We start from the raw sequence: 24719 nt of genomic DNA, 5'->3' as shown, positions 1-24719 counted from the left end.
TCACCTCGGGGAGGCGAGGGAAGCGGTCTCTCCGCTGGGAGGCTCGTCCCAGATCACACGGGGCGCCAGGACGGTCGACAGGATGCGGTCGACGACCTGGGCCGGGGTGATCCCGTCGGCAAGGGCGTCGAAGGTGAGCACCAGCCGGTGCGCGATGACGTCGTGGGCGAGCACGCGAACGTCGTCGGGGAGCACGTAGTCGCGCCCGCGCAGCAGGGCCAGGGCCCGCGCCGAGGCCACCAGGCCCAGGGTGGCGCGCGGGCTGGCGCCCACCTCCAGCACCTGGCGCAGGTCCGGCATCTGGTAGGCCTCCGGCTCCCGGGTGGCCATGACCAGCCGCACGACGTAGTCGGCGATGAGCTGGTGGACGTGCACGCGCTCGGCGTCGGACTGCAGCTCGCCCAGCGTGACCGGGTCCAGGACCTGGTGTGCCGTGGGAGGGCTGCTGGACATGCGCCGCAGGATCTCCATCTCCTCGTGCGCGCGGGGGTGCCCGACGTCGACCTTCATCAGGAACCGGTCCCGCTGGGCCTCGGGCAGCGGGTACACGCCCTCGGACTCGACCGGGTTCTGTGTGGCGATGACGATGAAGGGGGAGGGGAGTGGGTAGGTCGTCCCCCCGAGGGACACCTGCCGCTCGGCCATGACCTCCAGCAGGGCCGACTGGACCTTGGCGGGGGCGCGGTTGATCTCGTCGGCGAGCACGAAGTTGGCGAACACCGGCCCCAGCTCCACGTCGAACTTCTCGGTGGAGGGATGGTAGATGCGCGTTCCGACGATGTCGGAGGGCACCAGGTCCGGAGTGAACTGGAGCCTGGTGAACGAGCCGCCGGTGACCTTGGCCAGGGTGGACACGGCCAGGGTCTTGGCGATGCCGGGAACACCCTCGATCAGGCAGTGGCCCTTGGCGACCAGGGCGATGAGGGAGCGCTCCACCATGCGTTCCTGGCCGACGATGACCGTGGACACCTCGTGCAGCGCCGCGCGCAGCAGCCTGGTCGGCTCGCCCGGCGCGCTCTCGGAGCCCGACCGGGGCGCTGAGCCGTTTCCGGGTGAGGTTTCTGCCATGTCCCGCCTTCCTGGCTGGGAGCCCCCGGGAGGGGCACCGGATAGGTTGTGGATCACTCACCTGTGGCGACACTACCTGCTTCGCGGCCGCCGGTCCGGTACACGACGCGGCGGAGCGGACCGGGTGGGGACGGGAAAGGGGGCGTGACATGGCGGTTCCCACGATGGGACTGAACGAGGGAGATCCGCGCCAGCTGGGCGGCTACCGCCTCCTGGGAAGGTTGCGCGACTCCTCCCTGGGAGTGGTGTACCTGGGACGGGACGGTGCGGGGGACCGGGTCAGCGTGGCCGTGCTCGACTCGGGCGCGGGCGGCGACGGCTCGGCGCGCTCCCGCTTCGTGGAGGCGGTCAAGGGGAGCGAGGACGTGGTGGCGGCGCGCACCCACGGGCGCTCGCCCCTGTGGGTGGCGGTGCCCTACGACGGCTCCGGCCGGGGCGCGGAGGACTTCCTGGAGTCGGCTGCCAGGTCGGGGCGCGTGTCCGAGCACGGGCCGGTGGTCATGCCGCACTGGGCGGGTTCGCGGGGAGGGGCCGCGGTGCGGTGGGCGCCGTGGGCCTCGCGCGGGGGCAGTGCGGTGGAGTCGGGGAGGGGCAACTGGTGGCTGATCGGCGGCCTGGGCCTGGTCCTGCTGCTGCTCCTGCTGCTGGTGTCGCTCCTGTACTGGTGGATGCTCCAGTTCCCGCCGCCCGAGATGCCGGGGCCGGCGCAGCCCTCGGAGGCGGAACAGGAGGAGGGCGGCGAGGGGGAGGAGGCCCAGCCGACCCCCGGTGAGGACGGGGGGAGCGGACCCTCCCAGCCGATACCGACGCCGGGGGAGGGCGACGGGGAGTGGGGCGAGCAGCCCGAGGACAACCTCTGACCGGGGGTCGGGGGAGATTGCCGGGGGCGCGGCACAGGTCCGCGCCCCTTCTTGTCCCATCACAAAAATCTACGTCGTAAAGGTGGGCCGCTGTTTCTGTAAAAACAGAACAGAGAACCTGATTCGTGCGGCTACGCCGCCCCCTTCTAAAATTTCCGATGCCGGAGAAGCCGGGCGTGTCGTGGTCGGAGGGGTAGGGGCCTGGAACGTGTTCAGCGTCGTTCAGTGGGCCCGCCGGGGAGGGACCCGGTAGGCGGGGGAGGGGCGGAGGCGCGCTCCTCCTACCGGAGATCTGAGCGCCGCGGTGTCCGGGCGTCGGCGGGCCGGTGCCTATGCTGGTCCGCGTGCTGAAAAAGGTGATAGCGACGCGATACGTGCTCGCGCTGCGCGAAGGTGGTTCGCTCCCGGGGTTGGTCGAGGCCGACGACCTGGGGATGTACGTGGTCAAGTTCATCGGCGCCGGCCAGGGGCGCAAGACCCTGGTCGCGGAGGTCGTCGCCGGGGAGCTGGGCCGGGCCCTGGGGCTTCCGGTTCCCGAGCTGGCCCTGGTGGACTTCGACGCGGTGATCGCCCGCGGTGAGCCCGACCAGGAGGTGCAGGCGCTGCTCAAGGCCAGTGGCGGGCTCAACCTGGGGATGGACTTCCTGCCGGGGTCGCTCGGGTTCGATCCCCTGACGTTCGAGGTGGACCCGGGGTTCGCCGGGCGGGTCCTGTGGTTCGACGCGCTCACGGGCAACGTGGACCGTTCGTGGCGCAACCCGAACATGCTGCTGTGGCACGGGAGTCCCTATCTGATCGACCACGGTGCGACGCTGATCTTCCATCACAACTGGTCGGGCGCCGACCGCTTCGTGGGTCGTGCCTACGATGCCGCCGACCACGTCCTGTCGGGGTTCTCGCCCGACGTGGCCGCGGCGGACGAGGAGTTCGCCCCCCTGGTGGACGAGGATCTGCTGCGGGGTGTGGTGGGGCTGGTGCCTGACGAGTGGTTGGTGGACGAGCCGGGGTTCGGCGCCCCGGAGGAGGTGCGGGAGGCGTACGTGAAGCACCTGTCGGCGCGTGTGGCCGACCGTTCGTGGCTGCCGGGGGTGGCGGGGTGAGCGACGTGAGGCGTTACAGCGATGCGGTGACGACGGGGCGTGTGGGCGTGGAGCGTGACCGGGTGGTGTTCGAGTACGCGTTGTTGCGGGTGGTTCCCTGTCTGGAGCGCGGTGAGTGCGTGAACGCCGGTGTGATCGTGTACAGCCAGGAGCGGGGGTTCCTGGCGGCCCGGTGGTCGTTGGACGAGGGGCGTCTGCGTGCGGTGTCGCCGGGGGTGGATGTGGCCGGTGTGCGGCGTGCGCTGGAGGCGGTGGAGGCGATGTGCCGGGGTGGGGCCGGGGCGGGTGCTGCGGGGCGTGAGCGGCCGGGGCAGAGGTTCCGGTGGTTGACCGCTCCGCGGAGCACGGTGGTGCAGCCGGGGCCGATTCACGGGGGGTTGGCGGAGGATCCGGAGGCGGAGTTGGAGAGGTTGTTGGATCGCCTGGTGCGGTGACGCACGGGTTGGTAACGGACATCACAGGCGATTGGTCGGTCGGCGGGGGAGCGATTCGTCCCTTTGGGGTGTTGGTATGGAGTGGTCCATGCCTGTGGGTTCGCTCCCACGCGGCCCCCTTTTCCTCTTTCTTGAGCTGGAGCGCCTGTGCAGTCCCCGAACTCCCCCGCCTCGCCCCCTGCGCAGGGGGCGGGTGAGAGGTCCGAGAACCTGTCGTCGTCCGAGAGTCCTGCTGTGTCCCGGACCGTGCCTTGGACGCGGTCGCGTAGGTCGATCGCGCTGTTGGTGATGGTGCTGGGTGTTCTGACGGCCACGGGGCCGTTGGCGACCGACATGTACCTGCCGGCTTTTCCGGAGATCACGCGGGCTCTGGGGACGGGTGAGGCGCAGATCCAGCTGACGCTGACCTCGATGATGCTGGGTCTGGCCGTGGGGCAGTTGATCCTGGGGCCGATGAGTGACGCGTGGGGGCGTCGGGGTCCTTTGTTGGTGGGTGTGGCCGTGTTCACGGTCACGTCGGTGCTGTGTGTGTTCGTGCCGGATGTGACGTCGTTCATCGTGTTGCGGTTCGTGCAGGGTGTGGCGGGTGCTGCGGGTGCGGTGATTTCGCGTGCGGTGGTGCGTGACCTGTTCGCCGGTGATGACGCGGTGCGGTTCTTCTCGCGTCTGGCGCTGGTGATGATGCTGGCTCCGCTGTTGGCGCCTTTGGCGGGTGCGCAGTTGTTGCTGGTGGGTCCGTGGCAGGTGAGTTTTTGGGTGCTGGCGGTGATGTCGGCGGTCAGTTTCGTGTTGGTGCTGGTGTGGTTGCCGGAGAGTCTTCCGGTGGAGGCGCGTCGTCGTCAGGGGCCGCGTCAGTTGTTGTCGACGGTGGCGGGGTTGGTGCGTCAGCCGCGTTTCGTGGGTCCGGTGCTGACGCTGGGTCTGAGTTTCGGGATGTTGTTCACGTATGTGTCGGCGTTCTCGTTCGTGTCGCAGCAGGAGTTCGGTGCGTCGCCGCAGACGTATGCGTGGCTGTTCGCGGTGAACTCGTTGGGGATGATGGCGGGTACGCAGGCGAACGGTTTCCTGGTGGGTCGTGTGGATACGTTGCGGCGTCTGGGGTTGGGGCTGGGGATGGCTCTGGCTTCGGTGGGTGTGCTCGCGGTGTTGGCGTCGGTGGGTGTGGCGTCGTTGTGGACGGCTGTGGGGTTGTTGGCGTTGATGATGTTCAGCGTCGGTTTCATCATGCCGAATGCGACGGTGACGGCTCTTGACGGGCAGCCGGTCTCGGTGGCGGGTACGGCTTCGGCGTTGATGGGGTCGTTGCAGTTCGCGCTGGGTGGTGGTGTGGCGGCGTTGGCGGGGATGACGCCTTCGGGGCAGGCGTCGTTGTTGAGCATGGCGGTGGTGATGGTGTGTGCTGCGTCGTTGTCGTTGGCGGCGTATGTGTGGACGGTGCGTGCGAAGGTTCGGTGATCCCGGGGGTGTTGGGGTTCGGGTCGTGGTGCCAGGTTGCCGTGGGGTGTGGATTGTGGGCACAGTAGGTCACAATTCACCGATTGAGGCGGGTCTGGTCTTGTGTGGGCCCGTCTTCCGATGTGGCAGAGGATGAATTGGTATGGGCGAGCCGAGTGACACCCCTGGTGCGTGGGCTGTGGGCCTTTCGGGTCTGAGTGACCTGGTCTATGGGGTGGCGAACTCCGACGCCCATGCGGAGGTGTTCTCGGTGCCCCGGGGTGAGGGTGGCTGGGAGCGGGTCACGGCGGGTGAGTTCGCGACCGAGGTGACGGCGGTGGCCAAGGGGTTGGTGGCTGCCGGGGTGGGGGCGGGGGACCGTGTCCTGGTGGCGGCTTCGGCGCATCAGGACTGGGTGCGTGTGGCGTTCGCGGTGTGGTCGGTGCGGGGTGTGCTGGTTCCGTTGCCGGAGTCGGCTTCGGTGGAGCGGGTGGCGCATGTGGTGCGGCAGACGCGTCCGGCGGCGGCGGTGATCCAGGGGGATCGGTTGTTGCGTGCTGCGACGGGGTTGCAGCGTGAGTTGCCGGATCTGGGTCGTGTGTGGCGGATGGAGGCGGGCCTGGAGGGGATCGTCTCGTTGGGCCAGTACATGGATGCGTCGTCGGTGCGGTTCAGGCGGGACGAGACGATGCCGGAGGATGCGGCGGTGGTGCTGTATCCGGTGAGTACGGTGTCGCGTTCGATGCGTGGTGTGGTGTTGTCGCACGGGGCGTTGTTGGCGTCTGCGGCGGGTGTGGTGGATCGGGTGTGGCCGCGGTTGTCGGAGTTGCCGGCGGGGCGGGCGAGTGCGTTGTTGGATCTGCCGTTGTCGCAGGTTCAGGGGTTGGCTTCGTTGTTGGCGTGCATGGTGGGGCGTGTGCGTGTGGGTTTGGCGGGGCCGGGTGGGTTCTTGCGTGGGGCGGAGGTGTTCCGGCCGACGGTGTTGGTGTGTGGTGCGGGGTTGTTGGAGTCGGTGTTCGAGTCCGAGCGCGGGAGTGCGCGTTCGACGGGGTGGGACTCGTTGGGGACGTTCAATTCTGCGGTGGATTCGGCGGTGCAGTTCGACCGGTCGCCGAGGAAGGGTGCCTGGCAGCGGTTGTCGAGGTCGATGTACGACTGGCAGTTCGCGAGGTTGCGTGAGGCGTTGGGGAACCGGGTGCACTTGGCGGTGTGCTGGGGCGGGGGGTTGTCGGACCGGTTGGACTCGTTCTTCGGCGGTGTGGGGATTCCGGTGTTCCAGGTGTTCGGTACGGCGGAGACGGCGGGGGCGTTCGCGGCGGCCGGTGTGGGGGAGCGGGTGCCGGGGACGGTCGGGCGTGCGGTTGGCGGTCGGGAGGTGTGGGTTTCGCGGGAGGGTGAGGCCCATGTGCGTGGCGGGGGCGTGTTCTCGGGTTATTGGGGGGATGAGGAGGCGACGCGGAGTGCGTTCCGTGAGGGGTGGTTGGCGACGGGGTTCGCGGTGGAGGTGGACGGGGACGGTTTTGTGAGTGTGGTGGGGCGGTTGCGTCCGCAGGCGGCTTCGGTGGAGGTGCCCGGGCGGTTCGTGTCCGGGGCCGTGGCGGAGTTGGAGGTGTCGTCGGAGTCGGAGCCGGTTTTGGTGGGGCGGGTTGTGGAGCCGGCGGTTTCTCCGGTTGCGGCGGTTGCTGCGTTGCCGGCGGTGGAGGAGCCGGTGGAGCGGGGGGACGCGGAGCTGGTGGCGGAGTTCGAGGCGCGGTTGCGTGCTCATCCGTTGATCAGTCAGGTGCTGGTGATCGTGGAGGGGCGTCCGTTCGCGAGTGCTCTGGTGACGTTGGTGCGTGATCAGTTGGAGTACTGGCGTTTGGTGAACGGTCGGCCGTTGGCGATGGCGCCTGAGGAGATCGCGGGGGATCGTGATCTGCTGCGTGAGGTGCAGGGGTTGGTGTATGAGGCCAATCGGAGCGTGCCGCGGCATTTGGCGGTGCGGTCGTTCCATGTGTTGGCTGAGGAGTTCACGGTGCAGTCGGGGTTGGTGCAGCCTTCGGGTGAGTTGCGGCGTGAGGCAGTGTTGCGGGCGTTTTCGGAGGAGATCGACGGGTTGTATCGGGCGCGTCGGGATCGGTAGTGGTGTGGTGGTGGCCGCGGCCCTCGGTGTTGTTGCCGGGGGCCGCGGTTTTTTGTGTCTATTGGCCGTTGAGGTAGGCGAGGACGGCGAGGACGCGGCGGCTGTCGTCGGAGGAGGGGGGGAGGTCGAGTTTGGTGAAGATGTTGTTGATGTGTTTGCTGACGGCTTTTTCGGTGATGTAGAGGCGTCCGGCGATGGCGGAGTTGGAGCGTCCTTCGGCCATTTCGGCGAGGACTTCGCGTTCGCGGGGGGTGAGTTGGGCGAGGGGGCCGCTCTGGTCCTGGCGGGCGAGGAGTTGGGAGATGACGGCGGGGTCCATGGCGGTGCCGCCGGCGGCGACGCGGCGGACGGCTTCGATGAACTGGCCGATGTCGAAGACGCGGTCCTTGAGGAGGTAGCCGACTCCGCCTTCGGCGTCGGAGAGGAGTTCGCGGGCGTAGAGCTGTTCGACGTGTTGGGAGAGGACGAGGATGGGGAGTCCGGGGATCTGGGCGCGGGCTCCGATGGCTGCTTGGAGGCCTTCGTCGGTGAAGGTGGGGGGGAGTCGGACGTCGACGACGGCGACGTCGGGTTTGTGTTCGGTGAGGGCTGTGTGGAGGTCGGGTCCGTTGTCGACTGCGGCGACGACGGTGAAGTCGTGTGCTTCGAGGAGTCTGATCAGTCCGTCGCGGAGGAGGGCAAGGTCTTCGGCGATGACAACGCGCACGGGATCTCCAGGGTCACGATGGTGGGGCCGCCCGGTGGGCTGGTGATGTTCATCGTGCCATCGAAGGCGTCGAGGCGTCGTCTGATGCCGGCGAGGCCGCTGCCGGGGGCGGGGTCGGCGCCGCCGGTTCCGTTGTCGGTGACGGTGATGACGAGGCGGTTGCGGCCGTGGTTGATGTGGATCCAGGCCTGGGTGGCGTGTGCGTGTTTGGCGGTGTTGGTGAGGAGTTCGGCGATGGCGAAGTAGGCGGCGGATTCGACGGGGTCGGCGGGGCGGCCGTCGAGGTCGATGGTGACGGTGATGGGGAGGTGGTGGGTGAGGGCGAGGGCGTGGACGGCTCCGTGGAGTCCTCGTTCGACGAGGACGGGTGGGTGGATGCCGCGGACGAGGTCGCGGAGTTCGGTGAGGGCGTGGCGGGTGGTTTCGCGGGCTTCGGTGAGCATGGTGCGGGCGGTGTGGGGGTCTTGTTCGACGATTTGTTCGGCCATGCCGAGGTGCATGCCGAGGGCGACGAGTCGGGCTTGGGCTCCGTCGTGGAGGTCGCGTTCGATGCGTCGGATTTCGGAGGCCTGGGTGTCGATGGTGTTGGCGCGGCTGGTGGCGAGGTGGGCGACGCGGGCGGTGAGTCGGGCTTTTTCGGAGGGGGCGAGGAGGAGGCGGTTGAAGCGGATGTAGATGTCGAGGGCGGGTGGGAGGAGGACTAGGCCGAGGGTGAGGAGGAGGGCGGAGGGGGCGAGGAGGATGAGTTGGTCGGTGAGTGTGGTGGGGGCGTAGGTGTTGTAGAGGGCGTTGCCGGCGAGGCCGAGGGCGAAGAGGAGTTGGTAGAGGGCGTGGCCTATGAGGGCGCCGGGGATGGCGATGAGGGTGATGTTGGCTGTTCCGGCGATGAGCCAGAGGAGGTCTTTCCAGGTGCCGGGGTCGGTGATGATCGTGGTTCCGCGGCGGGTGAGGCCTCCTGGGGGGATGGGGCGGTAGGCGGAGGGGATGGGGCCTTTGGGGAGGAGGTGGCCGAGGGTGCGGCGTTGGCTGTCGGCGAGGGTGCGTAGGAGGGTGCCGGTGAGGATGACGAAGGGGAGGCCGATCCAGAAGAGGGTGAGGATGGCGGAGGCGAGGACGAGGGGGAGCAGGAGGAGGGCGGCGATGTTCTGGGAGAGCAGGAGGAAGAGGTAGGCCAGGGTGGTGAGGCGGCCTGCGCGGTGGTGGGGTGCGGTGGCCATGGGTGTTCTTCCGTTCCTGCTGGTGTGGTGTGTGGTGTCCATTCTGGCTTGTGGTGGGTGGTGGTTGCGGTGGTGGTGGCTCCCCTTTTTTGGGGGTGGGCATGGGTGTGGCCCGCCCTGGTGGGGGCGGGTGGGGTGGTGTTGTGGGTCAGGGCCAGCGGATGTCGGTGGCGGTGTCGAGTGCGGGGATGCGGGTGCTGGCGTGGGCGTTGAGGGCGTCGGTGAGTTGGGTCCAGGCCTGGCGGGGGGTGTTGTCGGTGTTGTTGCAGGTGCGTTGTTGGCAGGCGGTGTGTTGGGACATGGCTCCGGCGAAGCGGAGGGGGTCGTTGGCGTGGGTGTGGCCCCAGCGGCTGATGTTGGCCCATTGGCGGGCTTGGATGCCGTCGGTGCGGTAGATCTGGGGGAGGGCGTGGACGGTGGGTCGGCCGCCTCCGGCGAGGTGGTGGACGTCGGCGAGGGTCCAGTTGTTGTTGCAGTGGGCGGTGCCGGTGGTGGGGCAGCCGTCGGCTGAGTTGGCGGTGTGCAGGGGTGTGGTGGTGTTTTTCGTGTAGGCGTCGATCCAGCCGCGGGCCCAGGTGGGGGTGGACCAGGCGGGTTCGGCGTCGAGGGCGCCGGTGATGGTGACGGCGGGTGTGGTGGAGCGTTGGCGTGCGTCGTGGACGAGGGTGGCCCATTGTTTGCCGGCGGTGGGGCCGGTGAGGTTGCCGTCGTCCTTGTTGTTGACGCCGAGGGCGAGGGTGGCTGTGGTTTGGCCGGTGCGGCAGTCGGTGAAGCCTTGGGCCCAGTGGTGGGCGTAGGAGGCGGCTTTGGTGGTGGCTGCGCGGGGTGTGGTGGTGGCGTGGCTGGTGCCGGGTTCGCGGAGTTGGTGGTCGGTTTCCTGGGTGCCGAAGAAGAGGATGCGGACGCCGTTGGTGCCGGTGCGGGCTTCGGTGCATCCGGCGTCGCGTGCGTGGTCGGCTGTGGCGGGGCCCAGGGGGACGTAGCGGCTCGTGGTGTGTCCGGGGTAGGTGGTGGTGTGGGTGGGGGTGGTTGTGGGGGTTGTGGTGGCGTGTGCGGGGGCGGGCAGGGTGAGTGCGGTGGCGAGGGCTGTGGCGAGCAGGCGTTGTGTGGTGGTGGCCATGGCAGCATTATTACCGTTTGTGGCTTTGCCTACACTCAGAGTGACGTTTTGGGCGTGTTCGGGGCGTTCGCGGCATCTGGTGCGTGGGGGTGGGAAGGAGTGCGGGACGGTGCGGCGGTCGCCTCACGGCGTGGCGCACAACGCGGTTCCGTGGCCGCCCCTGGGGGCGCGGTGTTCCGCGAAGGCTTTGTGTGAGCCCGGGGGACACTTGCTACCGCACCGTCCCGCAGTGGGGTCAACGGGTCGGGGGGTGCGGCTATTCCCGTGGGGGCCGGTTGGGGGTGTGGGTGGTGGTTTGTGACGCTGCGGACGTGGTCCGTGCGGGTTTTTGGCGCAACTCGCCGTCGACGATTTCCCGTGTCTTGCCACGACCTGTGATGATCGGGAGTGTGTGGCGTGAACTGATCCTGGAGATGTATCCCGAGGCCGATCTGTACGATCCGGCCGATGAGGTGACCCTTGCCGAGGTGGAGAAGCGGTTGATGCTGCCTCTGCCGTTCGAGTTGGCCTCCCTGTTGCGGGAGACGGACGGGGTGACCAACGAGTACGGGGACGCGGTGGTGTGGAGTGCCCGGCGCCTGGTGGAGGACAACCTGGCGATGCGGGGTGAGCCCGATTATCTGGAGTTGTACGCGCCTTTCGACGAGATGATCTTCTTCGGCGACTCCGACATGGGGCCGCAGTTCGCCTACGTGCACACCGACTACGGTCCGGGGATCGTGGTGTGGGATCATGAGAGCGACCGGCGGCGGCTGGTGGTGGTGTCGTTGCGCGACTACCTGGCGCGATGCCTGATCCAGGGCAATTCCTGGTTCCGTTGACCGGGTGTTCCGTGCGTGGCTGACCTGCCGTTTCGTGCTATTTTTCGGGGTATTGGTGGCGTTGTGTCACTGTTTGTCTCCCCTAGTGCGTTTGAGAGTAGGACCATGTCGGAGCAGTCCACGCCTGCCCATGTCGCCGCTGTTGTCCAGGGCCGGGAGGTGGAGGACTTCCCCGAACTGGCCCCGGAGGCCTCGCGCGGTCGTGTGCGGCGCATCACCGTGACGGGTGAGGAGGTCCTGCACCGGCGCAACGCGGAGGTGCCCGAGCAGATGTGGGGCGGCCGGGAGCTGCACCAGCTCGTCGACGACATGTTCGTGACGATGTACGCGGCCGAGGGTGTGGGCCTGGCGGGCAACCAGGTGGGTGTGGACCTGCGGCTGTTCGTCTACGACTGCCCCGACGACGACGGGGTGCGCCACGTGGGGCACGTGGTCAACCCGGTGCTGGACGAGCGCGACCCGGAGGAGGCCGTGGAGGTCGACAGCGAGGGCTGCCTGTCGGTACCGGGCCCGCACGCGGACCTGGGGCGGGCCGCGACCGCGACGGTGCGTGGCGTGGACCGGGACGGCAACCCGGTGGTGGTGAGCGGGAGCGGGTACTTCGCCCGGTGCCTGCAGCACGAGACCGACCACACCATGGGCCGGCTGTACGTGGACCGGCTCTCGGCGCGCGAGCGCAAGCGGGTGCTGAAGAAGATGAACGAGATGGCCAACGACGTGTTCGCGCGTCGTGAGGAGCGTGCGGCGCAGCTGGCGGAGGAGTTCGCGGGCTGAGCGCGCGAGCGCGAAGGGGGTGTCCCGGCGTCGGCCGGGGCACCCCTTTTTCCGTGGCCGCCGGGGTGGGCGGTCGGCGCCGTGTTCTCACCACGTGCCCTGCCCGTGGCCTGTCGCGGGGGCGGCGTCCGGGGCCGGGGGCCCGAAGGCGTGCGGACCGGTGGGGGCCGGGGCGGGCGCCCCGGGGAGTGGGGTCGGAGGGCGGCCGCTTGTGCGGCGCCGCGGTCCCCCGAGGGCCCCGCCGACGGGGTCCGGCGTTCTGGGGCGAGGCCTTCGCGACGGCCGGGGCGGGTGCTCACGGTGGCGTTGTCGTCGCGGAGGGTGGCGGTGGATGGTCGTGTGCGGTGGTCGGTGGTGGTGTGGTCGGTGGGTGCCTTTGGGGGACTTGTTGGTCCGAAATGATGGGTTTAGGGGAGCCAGTGGTGGAATGTGGCTCTGTTTATGGCTCCTCCGGTGGGGGGTGTGACTCTTCTGTGACTGCGGGGGGCGGTAGATTGCGCGGCATGCACAACGGGGACGAGGTCGGCCGGGAGCCGGCGCACAGGGTGGTCGTCTACACCGACGGGGCGTGCAGCGGCAACCCCGGCCCGGGAGGGTGGGGGGTGTGGCTGAGCTACGGCGAGCACGAGAAGGAGCTGTACGGGAGCGAGGAGCAGACCACCAACAACCGGATGGAGCTGATGGCGGCCATCCAGGCGTTGGAGAGCTTGAAGAAGCCGCTGCCGGTGCTGGTGCACACCGATTCCTCCTACGTGCGCAACGGGATCACGACCTGGCTGCACGGGTGGAAGAAGCGCGGGTGGCGCACGGCCGACAAGAAGCCGGTGAAGAACGTGGACCTGTGGCAGCGCCTGGACGAGGTGGCCTCGCGCTACGAGGTGGAGTGGCGCTGGGTGCGCGGGCACAGCGGCGACGAGGGCAACGAGCGCGCGGACGAGTTGGCCCGGCGCGGGCGTGATGAGGCGGCCGGGCGGTAGGCGGTCTGCGGGTGTGGGGTGGCGGCGGTCCCTGTGGGGGCCGCCGTTCTCGTGTGCGGGGCCGGGTGCGGCGGGGTGGGCCGCGGGTGGTTCAGAGGGCGTCGGCGTCCTGGGCGAGGGCCTGGACCATGAGGCGGCGGGGTCCGGGGCCCGCGGCGGCGAGTTCGTCGTCGGGGTTGGACAGGGTGCAGGTGTCCAGGGACAGGCAGCCGCAGCCGATGCAGCCGGTGAGGTCGTCGCGCAGGCGGATGAGCTGGGCGATGCGCGTGTCGAGTTCGTCGCGCCACTGTTCGGAGACGGCGGCCCAGTCGGTGCGGGTGGGGGTGCGGTTGTCGGGGAGGGCTTCGAGGGCCTGGCGGATGCGGGCCAGGGGCATGCCGACGCGTTGGGAGATGCGGATGAAGGAGACCCTGCGCAGGGTGTCGCGGCGGTAGCGGCGCTGGTTGCCGCTGGTGCGGCGGCTGTGGATGAGCCCTTGGCGTTCGTAGAAGTGCAGGGCGGAGACGGCGACTCCGGCGCGTTCGGCGACCTGGCCGACGGTGAGTTCCTTGGTGATGGGTGGCACGGTGCCCATCTTAGGTCGTGGGTGGTGGTGGGGTGCGTGGGTCAGGGGGTGCGGGTGCGGTGGGCGCCGTGGAGGGCGTACAGGCGTGCGTAGGCGCCGCCGCGGACGAGGAGTTGGTGGTGGGTGCCGGTTTCGGTGACGCGTCCGTTGCGCAGGAGGAGGATGCGGTCGGCGGTGCGGGTGTGGGTGGGGTGGTCGGTGAGGGAGAGCAGGGCGGTGTCGGGGGTGGGGGTGGGCGGGGGTGGTGCTGGGGTGGTCAGGAGGAAGAGGCGGGCGCCGGTGTGGCGGGTGTAGAGGGTGCGGGCCTGGTGGATGCGGGTGGCCAGTGCGGGGTCGAGGCGGGTGAGGGGGGTGTGCAGGTGGGCGGGGTCGAGTCCGGCGGTGGTGAGGGTGTGGGTGAGGTGGGGGTCGTGGGGGTCGGGGGCGGGGTGGCCGGTGATGGTCTGGGCGAGGGTGGTGTGGGGGGTGGGGGTGAGCAGGTGGGTGGGGGCGTGGGTGGTGATGCGGCCGCGGGTGGGGGTGGTGCGGTGGGTGAGCAGGTGGGTGAGGGCGGTGGTGGCGGTGGGGGTGAGGCCGACGAGGGAGACGTGTTCGCCGGGGTGGACGGTGAGGTCGAGGTGGTCCAGCAGCGGGGGGTGGGCGGGGGGCAGGGACACGTCGTGGAACTCGAGGAGGGGTCGGGTGGTGGGTGGGGTGTGTGCGGGGCTGCGGCGCAGCTTTCCGCGGTTGGTGAGCCTCACGGGTGTCCGTTCGTGTGGGTGGTCGTCACCTGCCTGGGATTGTCCTGGGCGCATGAGAGTTCTCGTTATCTGTTCGTGTCCTTGGTCTCCGTGGGTGGGTGTTCGGTGTGTGGAACGGGCGGTGGGGCGGGTTGGTTCCCGGGGGCGGTGGTGGGTGTGGGCAGGGGTGTGGGCCCGCGCCCGGTGGTGGGTGCGGGCCGTGTGGGGCGGGGGTCAGCGGAAGTCGGTGGCGTGGTCGGCGACCCATTGGCGGTAGGAGCGTGCGGGGCGGCGGAGGACCTTTTCGACGGTGGTGGTGGCGGGTTCGGGCTCGGCGGAGGCGGGGTCGTGGGGGGCGGTGTGGGTCAGGGTCAGGTCCAGGACCTGGGCGAGGATGCGGACCTGTTCGGCTTCGGTGTGGTGGTGGGGGCCGGTGAGGTGGTGGGTGCGCTCGTGGTGGTGTTCGGGGTGGGTGAGGGCGTGGACGGCGACGTCGGCGATGTCTGCTTCGTGGATGAGGGGGCGGGCCGGGTGGGGGCGGGTGGAGTGGACGGTGCGGTGGGTGCGGATGCGGGGGGCCCAGCGCAGGGTGGTGGCGGCCGGTGTGCCGGGGCGCAGGAGGGTCCAGTGGGCGCCGGAGCGGGTGATGAGGTTCTCGAGGTGTCCGTGGGTGCTGTCGCGGGGGTCGGGGGCGTGGGGGTCGGCTGTGGCTGAGGAGAGGTAGACGATGTGGCGGGCGTGGTGGGCCAGGGCGGTGATGAAGTCGGCGGCGTGGTCGGGGGTGGGGTGGGGCCAGGTGAGGAAGGCGGAGGTGGCGCCGTGCAGGGCGGCGGGCCAGGTGGCGGGGTCGTGCAGGTCGGCGCGGACGGTGGGTGTGCCGTGGGGGATGCGGGGGTGGTGGGGGTGGGGGGTCAGGGCGCGGACGGGGTGGGCGTGGGTGAGCAGGGTGGTCAGGACGTGGTGTGCGACGGTGCCGGTGGGTGTGGTGATCAGGTGCACGGGTGGTTCCTCGGGGTGGGTGGGTGTGCCCCCACGCTTGCACCTGAAGTTTGGTTGAGGTCAAGGTGTGGTGGCAGGAAGGGTGGGGTGTGCGACCTTGTGGCCGCCTCGGGGGGCCGGTGAGGATGGGGGCATGGTCCATGAGGTGGTGGTGGTCGTCTTCGACGGGGTGCAGAGCCTGGTCGTGACGGGTCCGCTGGAGGTGTTCTCGGGGGCCTCGTATGTGCGCGAGGGGTTCTACCGGGTGCGCACGGCGTCGTTGGGCGGGGCGCGGTGGTCTGCTCCAGCGGTCTGGGGTTGGCGCCGTCGGTGGCGTTGGAGCGGGCGGTGCGGGTGGACACCCTGGTGGTGGCGGGGGGGTGAGGGCACGCGGGGGGTGCGGGGCGGGTGGCGTCGGTGTGCACGGGGGCGTTCCTGTTGGCGGAGGCGGGTGTGCTGGACGGGTTGCGGGCGACCACGCACTGGGCGGCGGTGGAGGAGCTGGGGCGCTGGGGTGCGGTGCCCGTGCGCGAGCGGGTGGTGTGGGAGGGCAAGTACGTGACGGCGGCGGGGGTGTCGGCGGGGATCGACATGGCGTTGGCGCTGGCGGAGCGGTTGGCGGGGTTGCAGGCGGCGCAGCTGGTGCAGTTGGCCACCGAGTACGACCCGTGCCCGCCCTTCGACGCGGGGTCGGTGGAGAGCGCGCCGGCCGGGGTGGTGGCGCTGGCGCGCTCGTACTCGCGGTTCCTGTGGGGGGAGCGGGGGTGAGGGGCGCCACAGGGGCGGTGCGGTATGGGGGCGGGTAGGGGTTCGGTGTCTTCTTCCCCCGGTGTGAGAGGTGGGTGTGGGCCGTGGGCCCTGCTGTGGACGGTGGAGCGGACCTTGAGCGCCTTGCGCGCGGGTACCGCGGTTTCGCCCGGCACTGTGCGGCGGGGGGTTCCCCCGCCTATGCGCGGATCTGTGAGGAGGTGGCGCGGGACGGGGAGGTGCTGGGTCTGGTGGCGTCCCTGCCGCGGGGCAACAAGAGGCAGCCCAACCTGTTGTTGGGGGCGGTGCGCTACCTGGGCGGGCCGGTGCAGGGGTGGGGGCCGTGGCGGGCGTGGCTGGTGGGGCACTGGGAGCAGGTGCGGCGGGTGGTGATGGAGCGGCACACCCAGACCAACGAGGTGCGCCGGTGTACGGCGCTGCTGCCGGTGCTGGCGGGTGTGCCGGGCCCGTTGGCGCTGTTGGAGGTGGGTGCCTCGGCGGGGCTGTGCCTGTATCCGGACCGGTACCGGTACTCCTTCGACGGCGGGGCGCAGGTGGGCCCTGCGGGCAGCCCGGTGCTGTTGGAGTGTGCGACCTCGGGCGGGGTGCCGGTTCCGGAGCGGGTGCCGCGGGTGGTGTGGCGGGCGGGGGTGGACCTGAACCCGTTGGATGCGGGCGCCGAGGAGGATGTGCGCTGGTTGGAGGCGCTGGTGTGGCCGGGGCGGGAGGAGGCGGGGCGGCGTGCGCGGCTGCGCGGGGCGGCGTCGGTGGTGGCGGCCGATCCGCCGCTGCTGGTGGAGGGGGACCTGGTGGAGCGGGTGGGTGCGGTGGCGGCCCTGGCCCCGGCGGGGGCGACGCTGGTGGTGTTCCACAGTGCGGTGCTGGCCTACCTGTCGCAGGAGCGGCGGGAGGAGTTCGTGCGGGTGGTGGGTGCCCTGGAGGGGCGCTGGGTGGCGAACGAGGGGTGGCGGGTGTTCGCGGGGTGGGAGAACGCGGAGCCGGTGGTGGAGACCGATTTCACGGTGGCGGTGGACGGGCGGGTGGTGGCCTATGCCGGTGAGCACGGGCAGTCGCTGGCCTGGGTGTGAGGCGGTGGCGGTGGAGGGGCCCCCTCCCCTGGGGGAGGGGGCCTGTGGTGTGTCTACCCGGTGGCGGGGTGGGCGTCGACTTCGGCGATGAGGGCCTTCTTGCGTTCGGGGGGCAGGAAGGAGGCGGTGAAGGAGTTGCGGGCGAGTTGGCGCAGGGTGGCCTCGTCCAGGCCCAGGTGGGTGCGCAGGGCCTCGTAGTTGTCGTGGACGTAGCCGCCGAAGTAGGAGGGGTCGTCGGAGTTGACGGTGACCAGGAGCCCGGCGTCGAGGAGGGCGGGCAGGGGGTGTTGGGCGAGGGTGGGTACGGCGCGCAGGCGCACGTTGGACAGGGGGCACACGGTGAGGGGGGTCTGGGTGCGGGCCAGGTGGGCGAGCAGGTCGGGGTCCTCCAGGGCGCGGATGCCGTGGTCGATGCGTTCGGCGTGCAGGAGGTTCAGGGCCTGCCAGATGTAGGAGGGGGGTCCTTCCTCTCCGGCGTGGGCGACGCAGCGCAGGCCCAGGTCGCGGGCGGCGGCGAAGACGGCGGTGAAGTTCTGGGGCGGGTGTCCGACCTCGGCGGAGTCCAGGCCCACGGCGCTGATGCGGTGCAGGTGTGGGCGGGCCTGGTGGAGGGTGTGCAGGGCTTCGGAGGCGGGGCGGTCGCGTAGGAAGCACAGGATGAGTGCGGTGCTGATGCCGTGGTCGCGCAGGCTGGTGTCCAGGGCGGCGGCCAGGCCGTTGACGACGGTGTCCAGGGGGATGCCGCGGCTGGTGTGGGCCTGGGGGTCGAAGAAGATCTCGGCGTGGCGCACGCCCTGGGCTGCGGCGCGGGTGAGGTAGGCGTTGGCCAGGTCGGTGAAGTCGGCTTCGGTGCGCAGGACGTCCATGAGCTCGTAGTAGAGGTTCAGGAAGGACTGCAGGTCGGTGAAGGAGTAGGCGGCGCGCAGGTCCTGGACGGTGGGGTGGGGCAGGGTGATGCCGTTGCGGTGGGCGAGGGTGAAGGCGAGTTCGGGTTCGAGGGTGCCTTCGATGTGGAGGTGGAGTTCGGCTTTGGGCAGGGGCATGGCGGTGCTCTCTTGTGGCGGGTGTGGTGTGTGTGGTCATTGTGGCTGATGGGTGGGGGTGGGTGGGTCGTGTGCGGGGGCGTTGTGGCCCACATCGGGTGTGGGTGTTGTGGGTGGCTGCGGTGCGCTGGGCGGGGTGGGCGGTGGGTAGGTTCCGGGGGGTTGGTGGTCTCCTCCTGGAAGGTGGCGGTGTATGGGAATCGATGTGGGCGCGGTGCGGGCGGACACCCCGGCGGTCGCGGATCTGGTGCATCTGAACAACGCGGGTTCGTCGTTGCCGCCGGTGCCGGTGGTGGAGGCGGTGGTGGGGCACCTGCGGTTGGAGGCGCGGGTGGGCGGCTATGAGGCGGCCGAGCGCGCCGAGGGGCTGGTGGAGGGGTTCTACACGGCGGTGGCGCGAATGCTGGGGGCGCGGCCGGAGGAGGTGGCGTTCGTGGAGAGTGCGACGCGGGCGTGGGAGGCGGGGTTCGGTGCGGTGCGCCTGGAGGCGGGGGACCGGGTGCTGACGACCACGAGCGAGTACCCCAGTAACGCGTTGGGGCTGGTCAAGGCGGCCCGTGAGCGGGGTGTGCGGGTGGAGGTGGTTCCGGACGGCCCGGAGGGGGTGGTGGATCTGGGGGCGTTGGAGCGGGAGCTGGGGCGGGGCGGGGTGCGGTTGGTGGCGTTGAACCACATGCCCACGCACAACGGGTTGGTCAACCCCGTGCAGGAGGTGGGGGCGCTGTGCCGGGCTGCGGGGGCGGTGTTCCTGTTGGATGCGTGCCAGTCGGTGGGGCAGTGGGATCTGGATGTGGAGCGGTTGGGGTGCGATCTGTTGACGGGGACGGGGCGCAAGTTCCTGCGGGGGCCGCGGGGGACGGGTTTTCTGTACGCGCGTGCGGGTGCGGACCTGGTGGAGCCGGCGGTGGTGGATGTGTCCTCGGCGCACTGGGTGGGGGAGGGCGAGTACCGGGTGCGTGCCGATGCGCGTCGTTTTGAGAGTTTCGAGCGCAGTGTGGCCGGTCAGATCGGTTTGGGTGTGGCGGTGGACTACGCGGTGGCGCTGGGGTTGGAGCGGGTCCGGGAGCGGGTGGGGGCTCTGGCGGAGTACGCGCGGGAGCGGTTGGGGCAGGTGGCGGGGGTGCGGGTGCTGGACCGGGGGTCGGTGCGGTCGGGGATCGTGACGTTCGCGGTGCGGGGGGTGCCGGCCGAGCATGTGCGGGCGCACCTGGTGGGGGCCCGGGTGAACGTGAGTGTGGCGCGGGTGTGGAACCAGGTGTGGGAGCCGCGGGAGGGGGTGGACGAGGCGGTGCGGGCCTCGGTGCACTACTTCAACACCGAGGAGGAGGTGGAGGTGTTGGTGCGGGAGGTGAAGGAGCGCCAGGGGCGGGGGTGAGCCCTGCCGGGCGGGGCGCCTCAGGCGCCGCCCCGCCCGGCGCTCGGCCGCTGCGGCGGGGGTGTCAGGGGGCGAGCCGGTCGGTGGCGGCGCGGGTCGCCGCTTTGAGGGTGGTGGTGCCCGCTCCGTGTCCGGCTTCCTCGACCACCACCAGGTCGGCGTCGGTCCAGGTGAGCGAGAGCCGGTAGGCGATGTCGGCGGGTCCGCTGATGTCCATGCGCCCGTGGACCATGGCCCCGGGGGTGCCCGCCAGGCGGTGGGCGTCGCGTTGGAGCTGCCCGTCGGGGAGGAAGGCGGCGTGGGACCAGTAGTGGGTGACCAGGCGGGCGAAGGTCATGCGGAAGGCGGGGTCGGCGAAGGCGGGGTGGGGGGTGTGGCCGGGGGCGGTGGAGACGTGGACGTCCTCCCAGCGGCACCAGGCGCGGGCGGCGTCGAAGCGTACCTGGGGGTCGGGGTGGGCCAGGCGGTGTGCGTAGGCGGTGGACAGGTCGTGGGGGTCGGCGCCGGGTCCGGCGCCGTGGCGGAAGAGTTCCCATTCCTCGGGGAAGACGCGGCCCATGGCGTGGGTGAGCCAGTGGACCTCGGCGGCGGTGGTGTTGGTGACCGCGGCCAGGATCAGGGCGCTGACGTGTTCGGGGTGGGCCTGGGCGTAGGCCAGGCCCAGGGTGCAGCCCCAGGACAGACCCAGGACGTGCCAGGTGGTGAGGCGGTGGTGGGTGCGCAGGGCTTCGATGTCGTGGATGAGGTGGTGGGTGGTGTTGGTGCTCAGGTCGGTGGTGGTGTGGCGGGCGTTGGGGGTGGAGCGTCCGCTGCCGCGCTGGTCGAGCATGATGACGCGGTAGCGGTCGGTGTCGAAGAAGTCGGTGTAGGCGGGGTGGCAGCCGCTGCCGGGGCCGCCGTGCAGGACCAGGGCGGGGTGGCCGCGGGGGTTGCCGTACTCGTGCCAGTACAGGTGGTGTCCGTCGGCGGTGGGGAGTAGGCCCTGGGTGTGGGGGGTGGGTGCGGTCATGGGGGTCTCCGCGGTCGCAGGGGTGGGCCGGGGACTCTACTACAGGGCGGTGCGGGGTTGACCGTGCTCTTGGGGCAGGGGGCACACTGGCGCGCATGGTTGCCGAAGGGGTCCGGGGCGGGCTGTCGCGGGGGGAGTTCGCGCGTCGTGGGGGGCTCTCTCCCGAGGCGTTGCGGTTGTACGAGCGTTCGGGGCTGCTGGTGCCGGACCGGGTGGGGGACTGGTTCTATGCGCCGGGGCAGGTGGAGCGGGCGCGGCGGATCGGTCTGCTGCGCCGGTTGGGGGTGCCTTCGGCGCTGGTGGCGCTGGTGGCGCAGGTGGTGGATCTGGGCGGTGCGGAGGCGGCGGCGCGGGTCGGGGGGTGGTGGCGGGCGCAGGAGGAGGCGATGCGTTCGCGGCGCGGGGCTCTGGAGGAGTTGCGGCTGTCCTGGGCGAAGGGGTTCGTCCTGGTAGGGGCGTGATGGGAGGTTGAAGCCCGCTGGGCGCGTGTACTGTGCGTCGCCGTCGGGGTAGCGGGGGTGGGTGGATCTGGTCTCGCGGCGGGCGGATCCGCCCGTGTGGGGGGCGGGGTGAGGGGTTTCCTCCCGGGGTGGTGGTCGCGGGGGTGCGGAGGTCCCCGGCTTGCGACTCTACCGACTGGTCGGTAGAGTCGCGGGTGCGGGCCGGCGCCCCGGTCCGCACCGCCGTCCACCAGCGAGGAGCCCACCATGACCGGCGACACCCGGACCAGGGCCATGTCCGTCTACGCCGCCCACTTCGCCGCCCGCGGCTACCGCGGCACCTCGCTGGAGGCCGTGGCCACCGAGGTCGGCGTGCGCAAGCCCACGCTCTACCACCACTTCCCCGGCGGCAAGGAGACCCTGCACAAGCTCGTGGCCCTGGACTTCATCGACAGGCGCGGCCGCAGCCTGCAGGAGTCGCTGGCCGCCCCGGGCGGGCTCGCCGCTCAGCTGCGGGCCGTCATCGTGGGCGCCGTGGCCGACCCCACGGGTGCCACCTCCTCCTTCGAGCAGCACCTGTTCGACTCCCTGGACCAGCTGGAGGGGGATGCGGAGAAGGAGCTGCGCGAGGCGTACGTGAGCAGGCTGCTGGAGCCGGTGACGGCGCGCCTGGCGCGGGCGGTGGCCGAGGGCGAGCTCGCCGACCGGGACCCGGCTCTGCTGTGCAACGCCTTCCTGCACCTGGCCAGGGCGGTGGACATGGCGCCGGGTTCCCCCGAGGAGGCGGCCGCCGCCCTGGTGTCGCTGTTCCTGGACGGGGCCCGCGCGGCCTGACCGCGCACCGGCCCCCCGGGTGCGGGGCCGGGCGCCGTCGGCCCCCGGTGCGCCCGGCCGCACCTGCCCGCGCGGGGGCGCCCCTGGGTGGGGCGCCCCCGCGCGTTCTCGCGCCGAGGGGGCGCGGGGTTCCCTGTGGCCCCGCGCCCCCTCGGCCGTGTGGGCGTCAGAGGGTCGCGCCGCCCTGGTCCAGGAGGATCTTGCGCGGCTTGGCCTTCTCGGCCACGGGAAGGCGCAGGGTCAGGACGCCGTCGGTGTAGTCGGCGCCGATGTTGTCGGTGTCCAGGTCCCGGCCCAGGCGCAGGCGCCGGGTGAAGGGGCCGGTGGGGCGCTCGGTCAGGACGGGGGCGGCCCCCTCCTGGCGGGCGGGGCGCCGGGCGTTGACGGTGAGTACGTCGCGTTCGACCTCCAGGTCGATGCTGTCGGCGTCGGCGCCGGGCAGGTCGAGCCGGACGAGGAGTTCGTCCTCGGTGCGCAGGATGTCCATGGGGACGGTGCGCTGGTGGGCGGTGGCGGCGCGGGTGGGGTCGAAGGGGATGGTGCGGGTGAGGAGCATGGTGTGAACCCCCGAGAAAGTCTCAGAAACATAACTTGATGCTGATGGACTCAAGTTTATTGACGGAGTTTGACGCGTCAATGTGGTGTGCGCCACCGCACACCCGGGGTTCTGGGATCCTGGGGTCCTCAGCCGTGCCCTGATTCGACGACCAGAGAAGAGCCGCCCGTGTCCCAGATCCCCGACGACCCCTTCCTCGCCTTCTGGAGCGAGCGCCGCATCTGCACGCTGGCCAGTCCGCGTCCGGACGGCAGCATCCACCAGGTCCCGGTGGGGGCGACCTACGACCCCGGGCGCCGCCTGGTCCGGGTGATCGCCGACGGGGCCAGCTTCAAGGCGCGCAACCTGGCCGCCCACCCCGGGGCGCGGGTGTCGGTGTCGCAGGTGGAGGGTGCGCGCTGGTCCACCCTGGAGGGCACGGCCACGGTGACGCGCGACCCGGAGGCGGTGGCCGAGGCGGTGCGCCTGTACACCGGGCGCTACCGGGCCCCGCGCCCCAACCCCGGGCGGGTCGCCATCGAGATCGCGGTCACCCGGGAGCTGGGCAACGTCCGCCCTGGCCCGGCGCGGGACTGATCCGGGGCGCACGGGTGCGGGAGCGGTGGCCGGTGCGGGGTGAGGGCCCGGCCCGCAGGGCCGTGCGTCCTTGCGGCCACCGCGCCGTGCCCCCGCCGGGCCCGCGGCTCAGAGCAGGGCGCGCGCGGCCAGGTCGGCGTCCTGCGGGGTGTTGTACAGGTGGAAGGCCAGGCGTGTCCCGCCGCCCCGGCTCGTGGTGACGATCCCCGCGCGCGCCAGGCGCTCGGCGGCCCCGGGCCGCTCCACCGAGGTGATCGCCGACCCGCCGGGCTCCTGGCCCAGGGCGGCGCGCAGGCGGTCGGCCAGGGCGACGTTGTGGTCGCGGACCCGTTCCACTCCGGCCTGCAGGAGCACGCGGGTGGAGGCGGCCGCGGCCACGCACGCGAACCAGTTGGGGGAGGTGTCGAAGGCCCGGGCGGTCTCGGACAGCTCCGGGGCCGGGTCGCCGGCGTAGAGCGAGGCGGCCGGGTCCCGGGTGGCGGCGGGGCCGGCGTTGTGGGGGCGCAGCTCGGTGCGCAGTGCCGGTGACAGGTAGGCGAAGGCCAGCCCGCGCGGGGCCATGAGCCACTTGTAGGCGGCGCCGAGCAGGGCGTCGAAGTCGGTGGCCCGTACCGGCAGCCATCCGGCGGCCTGGGTGGCGTCGCCCACCAGGCGCGCGCCGTGGGCGCGTGCGGCGGAGGCGATGTCGGCGGTGGGGGCGATGCGCCCCGTGGCGGAGTGGACCAGGCTGTAGGCGACCAGGTCGGTGTCGGGGCGCACGCTCTCGGCCAGGTGCTGCAGGGGGGCTGTGCGCACGGTGACGCCGCGGTCGGCCTGGGACAGCCACGGCAGGACGAGGGAGGAGAACTCGTCCTGGGGGACCAGGACGCGGGCCCCGGCGGGCAGGGAGGCGGCGAGGGTGCCGGTGATCTGGGAGACCGCGGTGCCCAGGGCGATGTCCTGGGCGGGGGCGTGCACGAGCGCGGCCAGGTTGGTGCGTGTGTCGTGGACGGCCCGCCCCCAGTGCAGGGGGTCGCCGGTGCCCGACCTCCAGGCGTGCAGGGCCTGGTCGAGGGCCTGGTGGGCGGGGGCGGGCGGGATGCCGTACTGGGCGGTGTTGAGCCAGACGGTGTCGGTGTTCCACAGGTGGTCGAAGGTGTCCATGGTGTCCATGGTCGGCGAGTGTGTCAGGCGGTGGTCTGCAGGGCGCGTGCCAGGTGGTGTTCGGCGATGGAGAGCATGAAGGCGCGGTCGGGGTAGTCGCCCTCGAGCAGGCGCAGGGGGCCGGCGACCAGGGACAGGTGCATGGCCAGGTCGTACAGGGCGCTGCGGTGGGGGTCGGGGGTGCGTGTGCGCAGGCGGGGGTGGTGTTCGCCGAAGCGCAGGCGCAGGAAGGAGTGCTCCCATTCGGCGTCGAAGAACATCATGCCCTCGATGTCGATGAGGACGGGGGTTCCGTCGGTGTCGACCAGGACGTGGTCGGGGCCGAGTTCGCCGTGGATGAGCACGTGTTCGCGGCGCGGGGTGATGCGGTGGGCCAGGGTGTGCAGGGCGCTGGTGAGCCGTGCGTGGTGGGGGTGCAGGCGCGCATCGCGTGCGGCGGCCTCGTCCAGGTCGGCCAGGGCGCGGTCCAGGACGGTCTGTTCGCAGGAGGGGGCGTGGGGGCGGCCTCCCGTGGTGAGGTGGTGGACCTTGCCGAAGCCGGGGTGGGTGGTGGCGTGCATGGTGCGCAGGAAGGCGCCGAGGCGGTCCAGGACGGGGGCGGCCGCGGCGGGGTCGCGTTCGAGGAGTTCTTCGAGGGTGGGGCCGGGCACGTCCTGGACCAGGGCGATGGCGCCGGGGTGGTGGGTGCCGGTGGTGTCGTGGGCGAGCAGGCGGGGCACGCGTACGCCCAGGTCGGTCAGGGCGCGGTGGGCGGCGGTGAACAGGTGGGGGCCCGAGGCGTGGGAGAAGGGGTCGGCGGGGTCCTGGCTGTGGGCGGCGCCGGGGTGCCAGTAGTCCTCGGTGCTGTGCCACAGGTAGGCGATGACGGTGTCGGTGTGGTCGAGGGTGAGGCGGTAGACGCCCTTCTTGCTGCCGCCGCGCAGGCGTTGGACGCCGGTGACGGGGCGGGGGTCCTGGAGCAGGGCCGTCAGGGCTCGGGCGAGGCGGGTGTGGGGTTCGCGGCTCATGAGGGG

The 24719-nt window shown here is 71.3% G+C and carries 26 protein-coding genes; 14 read left to right on the top strand and 12 right to left on the bottom strand.

The window, feature by feature from the left end:
• Window positions 1–1068, bottom strand: coding sequence for an AAA family ATPase (locus OUQ99_RS15715; RefSeq protein WP_267944496.1), 1068 nt, complete (start codon window positions 1066–1068; stop codon window positions 1–3).
• Window positions 1069–1217: 149 nt separating this feature from the next.
• Here OUQ99_RS15715 and OUQ99_RS15710 point away from each other — a divergent pair, with 149 nt between their 5' ends.
• The 5 genes from OUQ99_RS15710 to OUQ99_RS15690 all read left to right on the top strand — a co-directional run bounded on the left by OUQ99_RS15710 (window position 1218) and on the right by OUQ99_RS15690 (window position 7018).
• Entirely contained in the window at window positions 1218–1928 is a 711-nt protein-coding gene (locus OUQ99_RS15710) for a hypothetical protein (protein ID WP_267944495.1), read from the top strand.
• Window positions 1929–2260: 332 nt separating this feature from the next.
• Window positions 2261–3028 carry a HipA family kinase gene (locus OUQ99_RS15705; protein ID WP_267950399.1) on the top strand — a complete coding sequence of 256 codons (768 nt, stop codon included), beginning with the start codon at window positions 2261–2263 and terminating at the stop codon, window positions 3026–3028.
• A complete protein-coding gene (locus tag OUQ99_RS15700) occupies window positions 3025–3462 on the top strand; it encodes a DUF3037 domain-containing protein (protein ID WP_267944494.1) in 438 nt (145 codons plus the stop codon). Before OUQ99_RS15705 ends, OUQ99_RS15700 begins: the two co-directional genes overlap by 4 nt.
• A gap of 147 nt (window positions 3463–3609) precedes the next feature.
• A complete protein-coding gene (locus OUQ99_RS15695) occupies window positions 3610–4917 on the top strand; it encodes a multidrug effflux MFS transporter (RefSeq protein ID WP_431061420.1) in 1308 nt (435 codons plus the stop codon).
• Between the two features lie 142 nt (window positions 4918–5059).
• The gene (locus OUQ99_RS15690) at window positions 5060–7018 is read left to right on the top strand and encodes an AMP-binding protein (protein WP_267944493.1); all 1959 of its coding nucleotides are present in this window, start codon (window positions 5060–5062) and stop codon (window positions 7016–7018) included.
• A 58-nt stretch (window positions 7019–7076) separates the two neighbouring features.
• On the opposite strand, the gene OUQ99_RS15685 is transcribed toward OUQ99_RS15690, so the two are convergent.
• From OUQ99_RS15685 to OUQ99_RS15675, 3 genes are all read right to left on the bottom strand, one after another.
• Window positions 7077–7724: a LuxR C-terminal-related transcriptional regulator gene (locus OUQ99_RS15685; protein ID WP_267944492.1), complete on the bottom strand. Its 648-nt coding sequence runs from the start codon at window positions 7722–7724 to the stop codon at window positions 7077–7079.
• Window positions 7676–8941: a sensor histidine kinase gene (locus tag OUQ99_RS15680; RefSeq protein WP_267950195.1), complete on the bottom strand. Its 1266-nt coding sequence runs from the start codon at window positions 8939–8941 to the stop codon at window positions 7676–7678. Before OUQ99_RS15680 ends, OUQ99_RS15685 begins: the two co-directional genes overlap by 49 nt.
• A gap of 148 nt (window positions 8942–9089) precedes the next feature.
• Complete coding sequence (locus OUQ99_RS15675; protein ID WP_267950194.1) at window positions 9090–10061, bottom strand: hypothetical protein; 972 nt, start codon at window positions 10059–10061, stop codon at window positions 9090–9092.
• 377 nt (window positions 10062–10438) lie between these two features.
• Here OUQ99_RS15675 and OUQ99_RS15670 point away from each other — a divergent pair, with 377 nt between their 5' ends.
• The 3 genes from OUQ99_RS15670 (at window position 10439) to rnhA (ending at window position 12633) form a co-directional block, all read left to right on the top strand.
• Window positions 10439–10882, top strand: coding sequence for an SMI1/KNR4 family protein (locus OUQ99_RS15670; protein ID WP_267950397.1), 444 nt, complete (start codon window positions 10439–10441; stop codon window positions 10880–10882).
• 105 nt (window positions 10883–10987) lie between these two features.
• Complete coding sequence (gene def, locus OUQ99_RS15665) at window positions 10988–11656, top strand: peptide deformylase (protein ID WP_267950193.1); 669 nt, start codon at window positions 10988–10990, stop codon at window positions 11654–11656.
• A gap of 503 nt (window positions 11657–12159) precedes the next feature.
• On the top strand, window positions 12160–12633 hold the full coding sequence (rnhA, locus tag OUQ99_RS15660) for a ribonuclease HI (RefSeq protein ID WP_267950192.1): 474 nt from the start codon (window positions 12160–12162) through the stop codon (window positions 12631–12633).
• Between the two features lie 91 nt (window positions 12634–12724).
• Here the strand turns inward: rnhA and soxR are convergent, their stop codons facing one another.
• The 3 genes from soxR to OUQ99_RS15645 form a co-directional block, all read right to left on the bottom strand.
• Window positions 12725–13198, bottom strand: a complete 474-nt coding sequence (gene soxR / locus OUQ99_RS15655) for a redox-sensitive transcriptional activator SoxR (RefSeq protein WP_267950191.1) — start codon at window positions 13196–13198, stop codon at window positions 12725–12727.
• 41 nt (window positions 13199–13239) lie between these two features.
• Window positions 13240–13938, bottom strand: a complete 699-nt coding sequence (locus OUQ99_RS15650; protein ID WP_267950190.1) for an ABC transporter ATP-binding protein — start codon at window positions 13936–13938, stop codon at window positions 13240–13242.
• Between the two features lie 213 nt (window positions 13939–14151).
• Window positions 14152–14916 (bottom strand): SDR family oxidoreductase, encoded by a 765-nt coding sequence (locus tag OUQ99_RS15645; RefSeq protein ID WP_267950189.1) that lies wholly within the window; start codon window positions 14914–14916, stop codon window positions 14152–14154.
• A gap of 387 nt (window positions 14917–15303) precedes the next feature.
• On the opposite strand from OUQ99_RS15645, the gene OUQ99_RS31595 reads away from it, so the two are divergent.
• Window positions 15304–15663, top strand: coding sequence for a DJ-1/PfpI family protein (locus OUQ99_RS31595; RefSeq protein WP_346660247.1), 360 nt, complete (start codon window positions 15304–15306; stop codon window positions 15661–15663).
• A gap of 83 nt (window positions 15664–15746) precedes the next feature.
• Entirely contained in the window at window positions 15747–16730 is a 984-nt protein-coding gene (locus tag OUQ99_RS15635; RefSeq protein WP_431061512.1) for a DUF2332 domain-containing protein, read from the top strand.
• Between the two features lie 53 nt (window positions 16731–16783).
• Here OUQ99_RS15635 and OUQ99_RS15630 read toward each other — a convergent pair whose 3' ends face one another.
• A complete protein-coding gene (locus OUQ99_RS15630; RefSeq protein WP_267950188.1) occupies window positions 16784–17773 on the bottom strand; it encodes an adenosine deaminase in 990 nt (329 codons plus the stop codon).
• Window positions 17774–17966: 193 nt separating this feature from the next.
• Here OUQ99_RS15630 and OUQ99_RS15625 point away from each other — a divergent pair, with 193 nt between their 5' ends.
• The gene (locus OUQ99_RS15625; protein WP_267950187.1) at window positions 17967–19148 is read left to right on the top strand and encodes an aminotransferase class V-fold PLP-dependent enzyme; all 1182 of its coding nucleotides are present in this window, start codon (window positions 17967–17969) and stop codon (window positions 19146–19148) included.
• Between the two features lie 64 nt (window positions 19149–19212).
• Here the strand turns inward: OUQ99_RS15625 and pip are convergent, their stop codons facing one another.
• Window positions 19213–20157: a prolyl aminopeptidase gene (gene pip, locus OUQ99_RS15620; RefSeq protein WP_267950186.1), complete on the bottom strand. Its 945-nt coding sequence runs from the start codon at window positions 20155–20157 to the stop codon at window positions 19213–19215.
• Window positions 20158–20252: 95 nt separating this feature from the next.
• Between pip and OUQ99_RS15615 the strand changes: the two genes are divergently transcribed.
• Together OUQ99_RS15615 and OUQ99_RS15610 are read left to right on the top strand one after the other, a co-directional pair.
• Entirely contained in the window at window positions 20253–20618 is a 366-nt protein-coding gene (locus OUQ99_RS15615; protein WP_267950185.1) for a MerR family transcriptional regulator, read from the top strand.
• Between the two features lie 246 nt (window positions 20619–20864).
• Window positions 20865–21431 carry a TetR/AcrR family transcriptional regulator gene (locus tag OUQ99_RS15610; protein WP_267950184.1) on the top strand — a complete coding sequence of 189 codons (567 nt, stop codon included), beginning with the start codon at window positions 20865–20867 and terminating at the stop codon, window positions 21429–21431.
• A gap of 166 nt (window positions 21432–21597) precedes the next feature.
• Here the strand turns inward: OUQ99_RS15610 and OUQ99_RS15605 are convergent, their stop codons facing one another.
• Complete coding sequence (locus tag OUQ99_RS15605; protein ID WP_267950183.1) at window positions 21598–21987, bottom strand: Hsp20/alpha crystallin family protein; 390 nt, start codon at window positions 21985–21987, stop codon at window positions 21598–21600.
• 168 nt (window positions 21988–22155) lie between these two features.
• Here OUQ99_RS15605 and OUQ99_RS15600 point away from each other — a divergent pair, with 168 nt between their 5' ends.
• Window positions 22156–22563 (top strand): pyridoxamine 5'-phosphate oxidase family protein, encoded by a 408-nt coding sequence (locus OUQ99_RS15600; RefSeq protein ID WP_431061511.1) that lies wholly within the window; start codon window positions 22156–22158, stop codon window positions 22561–22563.
• A 108-nt stretch (window positions 22564–22671) separates the two neighbouring features.
• Here the strand turns inward: OUQ99_RS15600 and OUQ99_RS15595 are convergent, their stop codons facing one another.
• Window positions 22672–23706 (bottom strand): aminotransferase class V-fold PLP-dependent enzyme, encoded by a 1035-nt coding sequence (locus OUQ99_RS15595; RefSeq protein ID WP_431061530.1) that lies wholly within the window; start codon window positions 23704–23706, stop codon window positions 22672–22674.
• A 23-nt stretch (window positions 23707–23729) separates the two neighbouring features.
• Window positions 23730–24713 carry a phosphotransferase family protein gene (locus OUQ99_RS15590; protein WP_267950181.1) on the bottom strand — a complete coding sequence of 328 codons (984 nt, stop codon included), beginning with the start codon at window positions 24711–24713 and terminating at the stop codon, window positions 23730–23732.
• Window positions 24714–24719 lie beyond the last annotated feature (6 nt).

This window comes from Streptomonospora nanhaiensis (assembly GCF_026642255.1).
Taxonomy (GTDB): Bacteria; Actinomycetota; Actinomycetes; order Streptosporangiales; family Streptosporangiaceae; genus Nocardiopsis; species Nocardiopsis tropica.
This window is presented reverse-complemented; position numbering and strand designations above follow the sequence as displayed.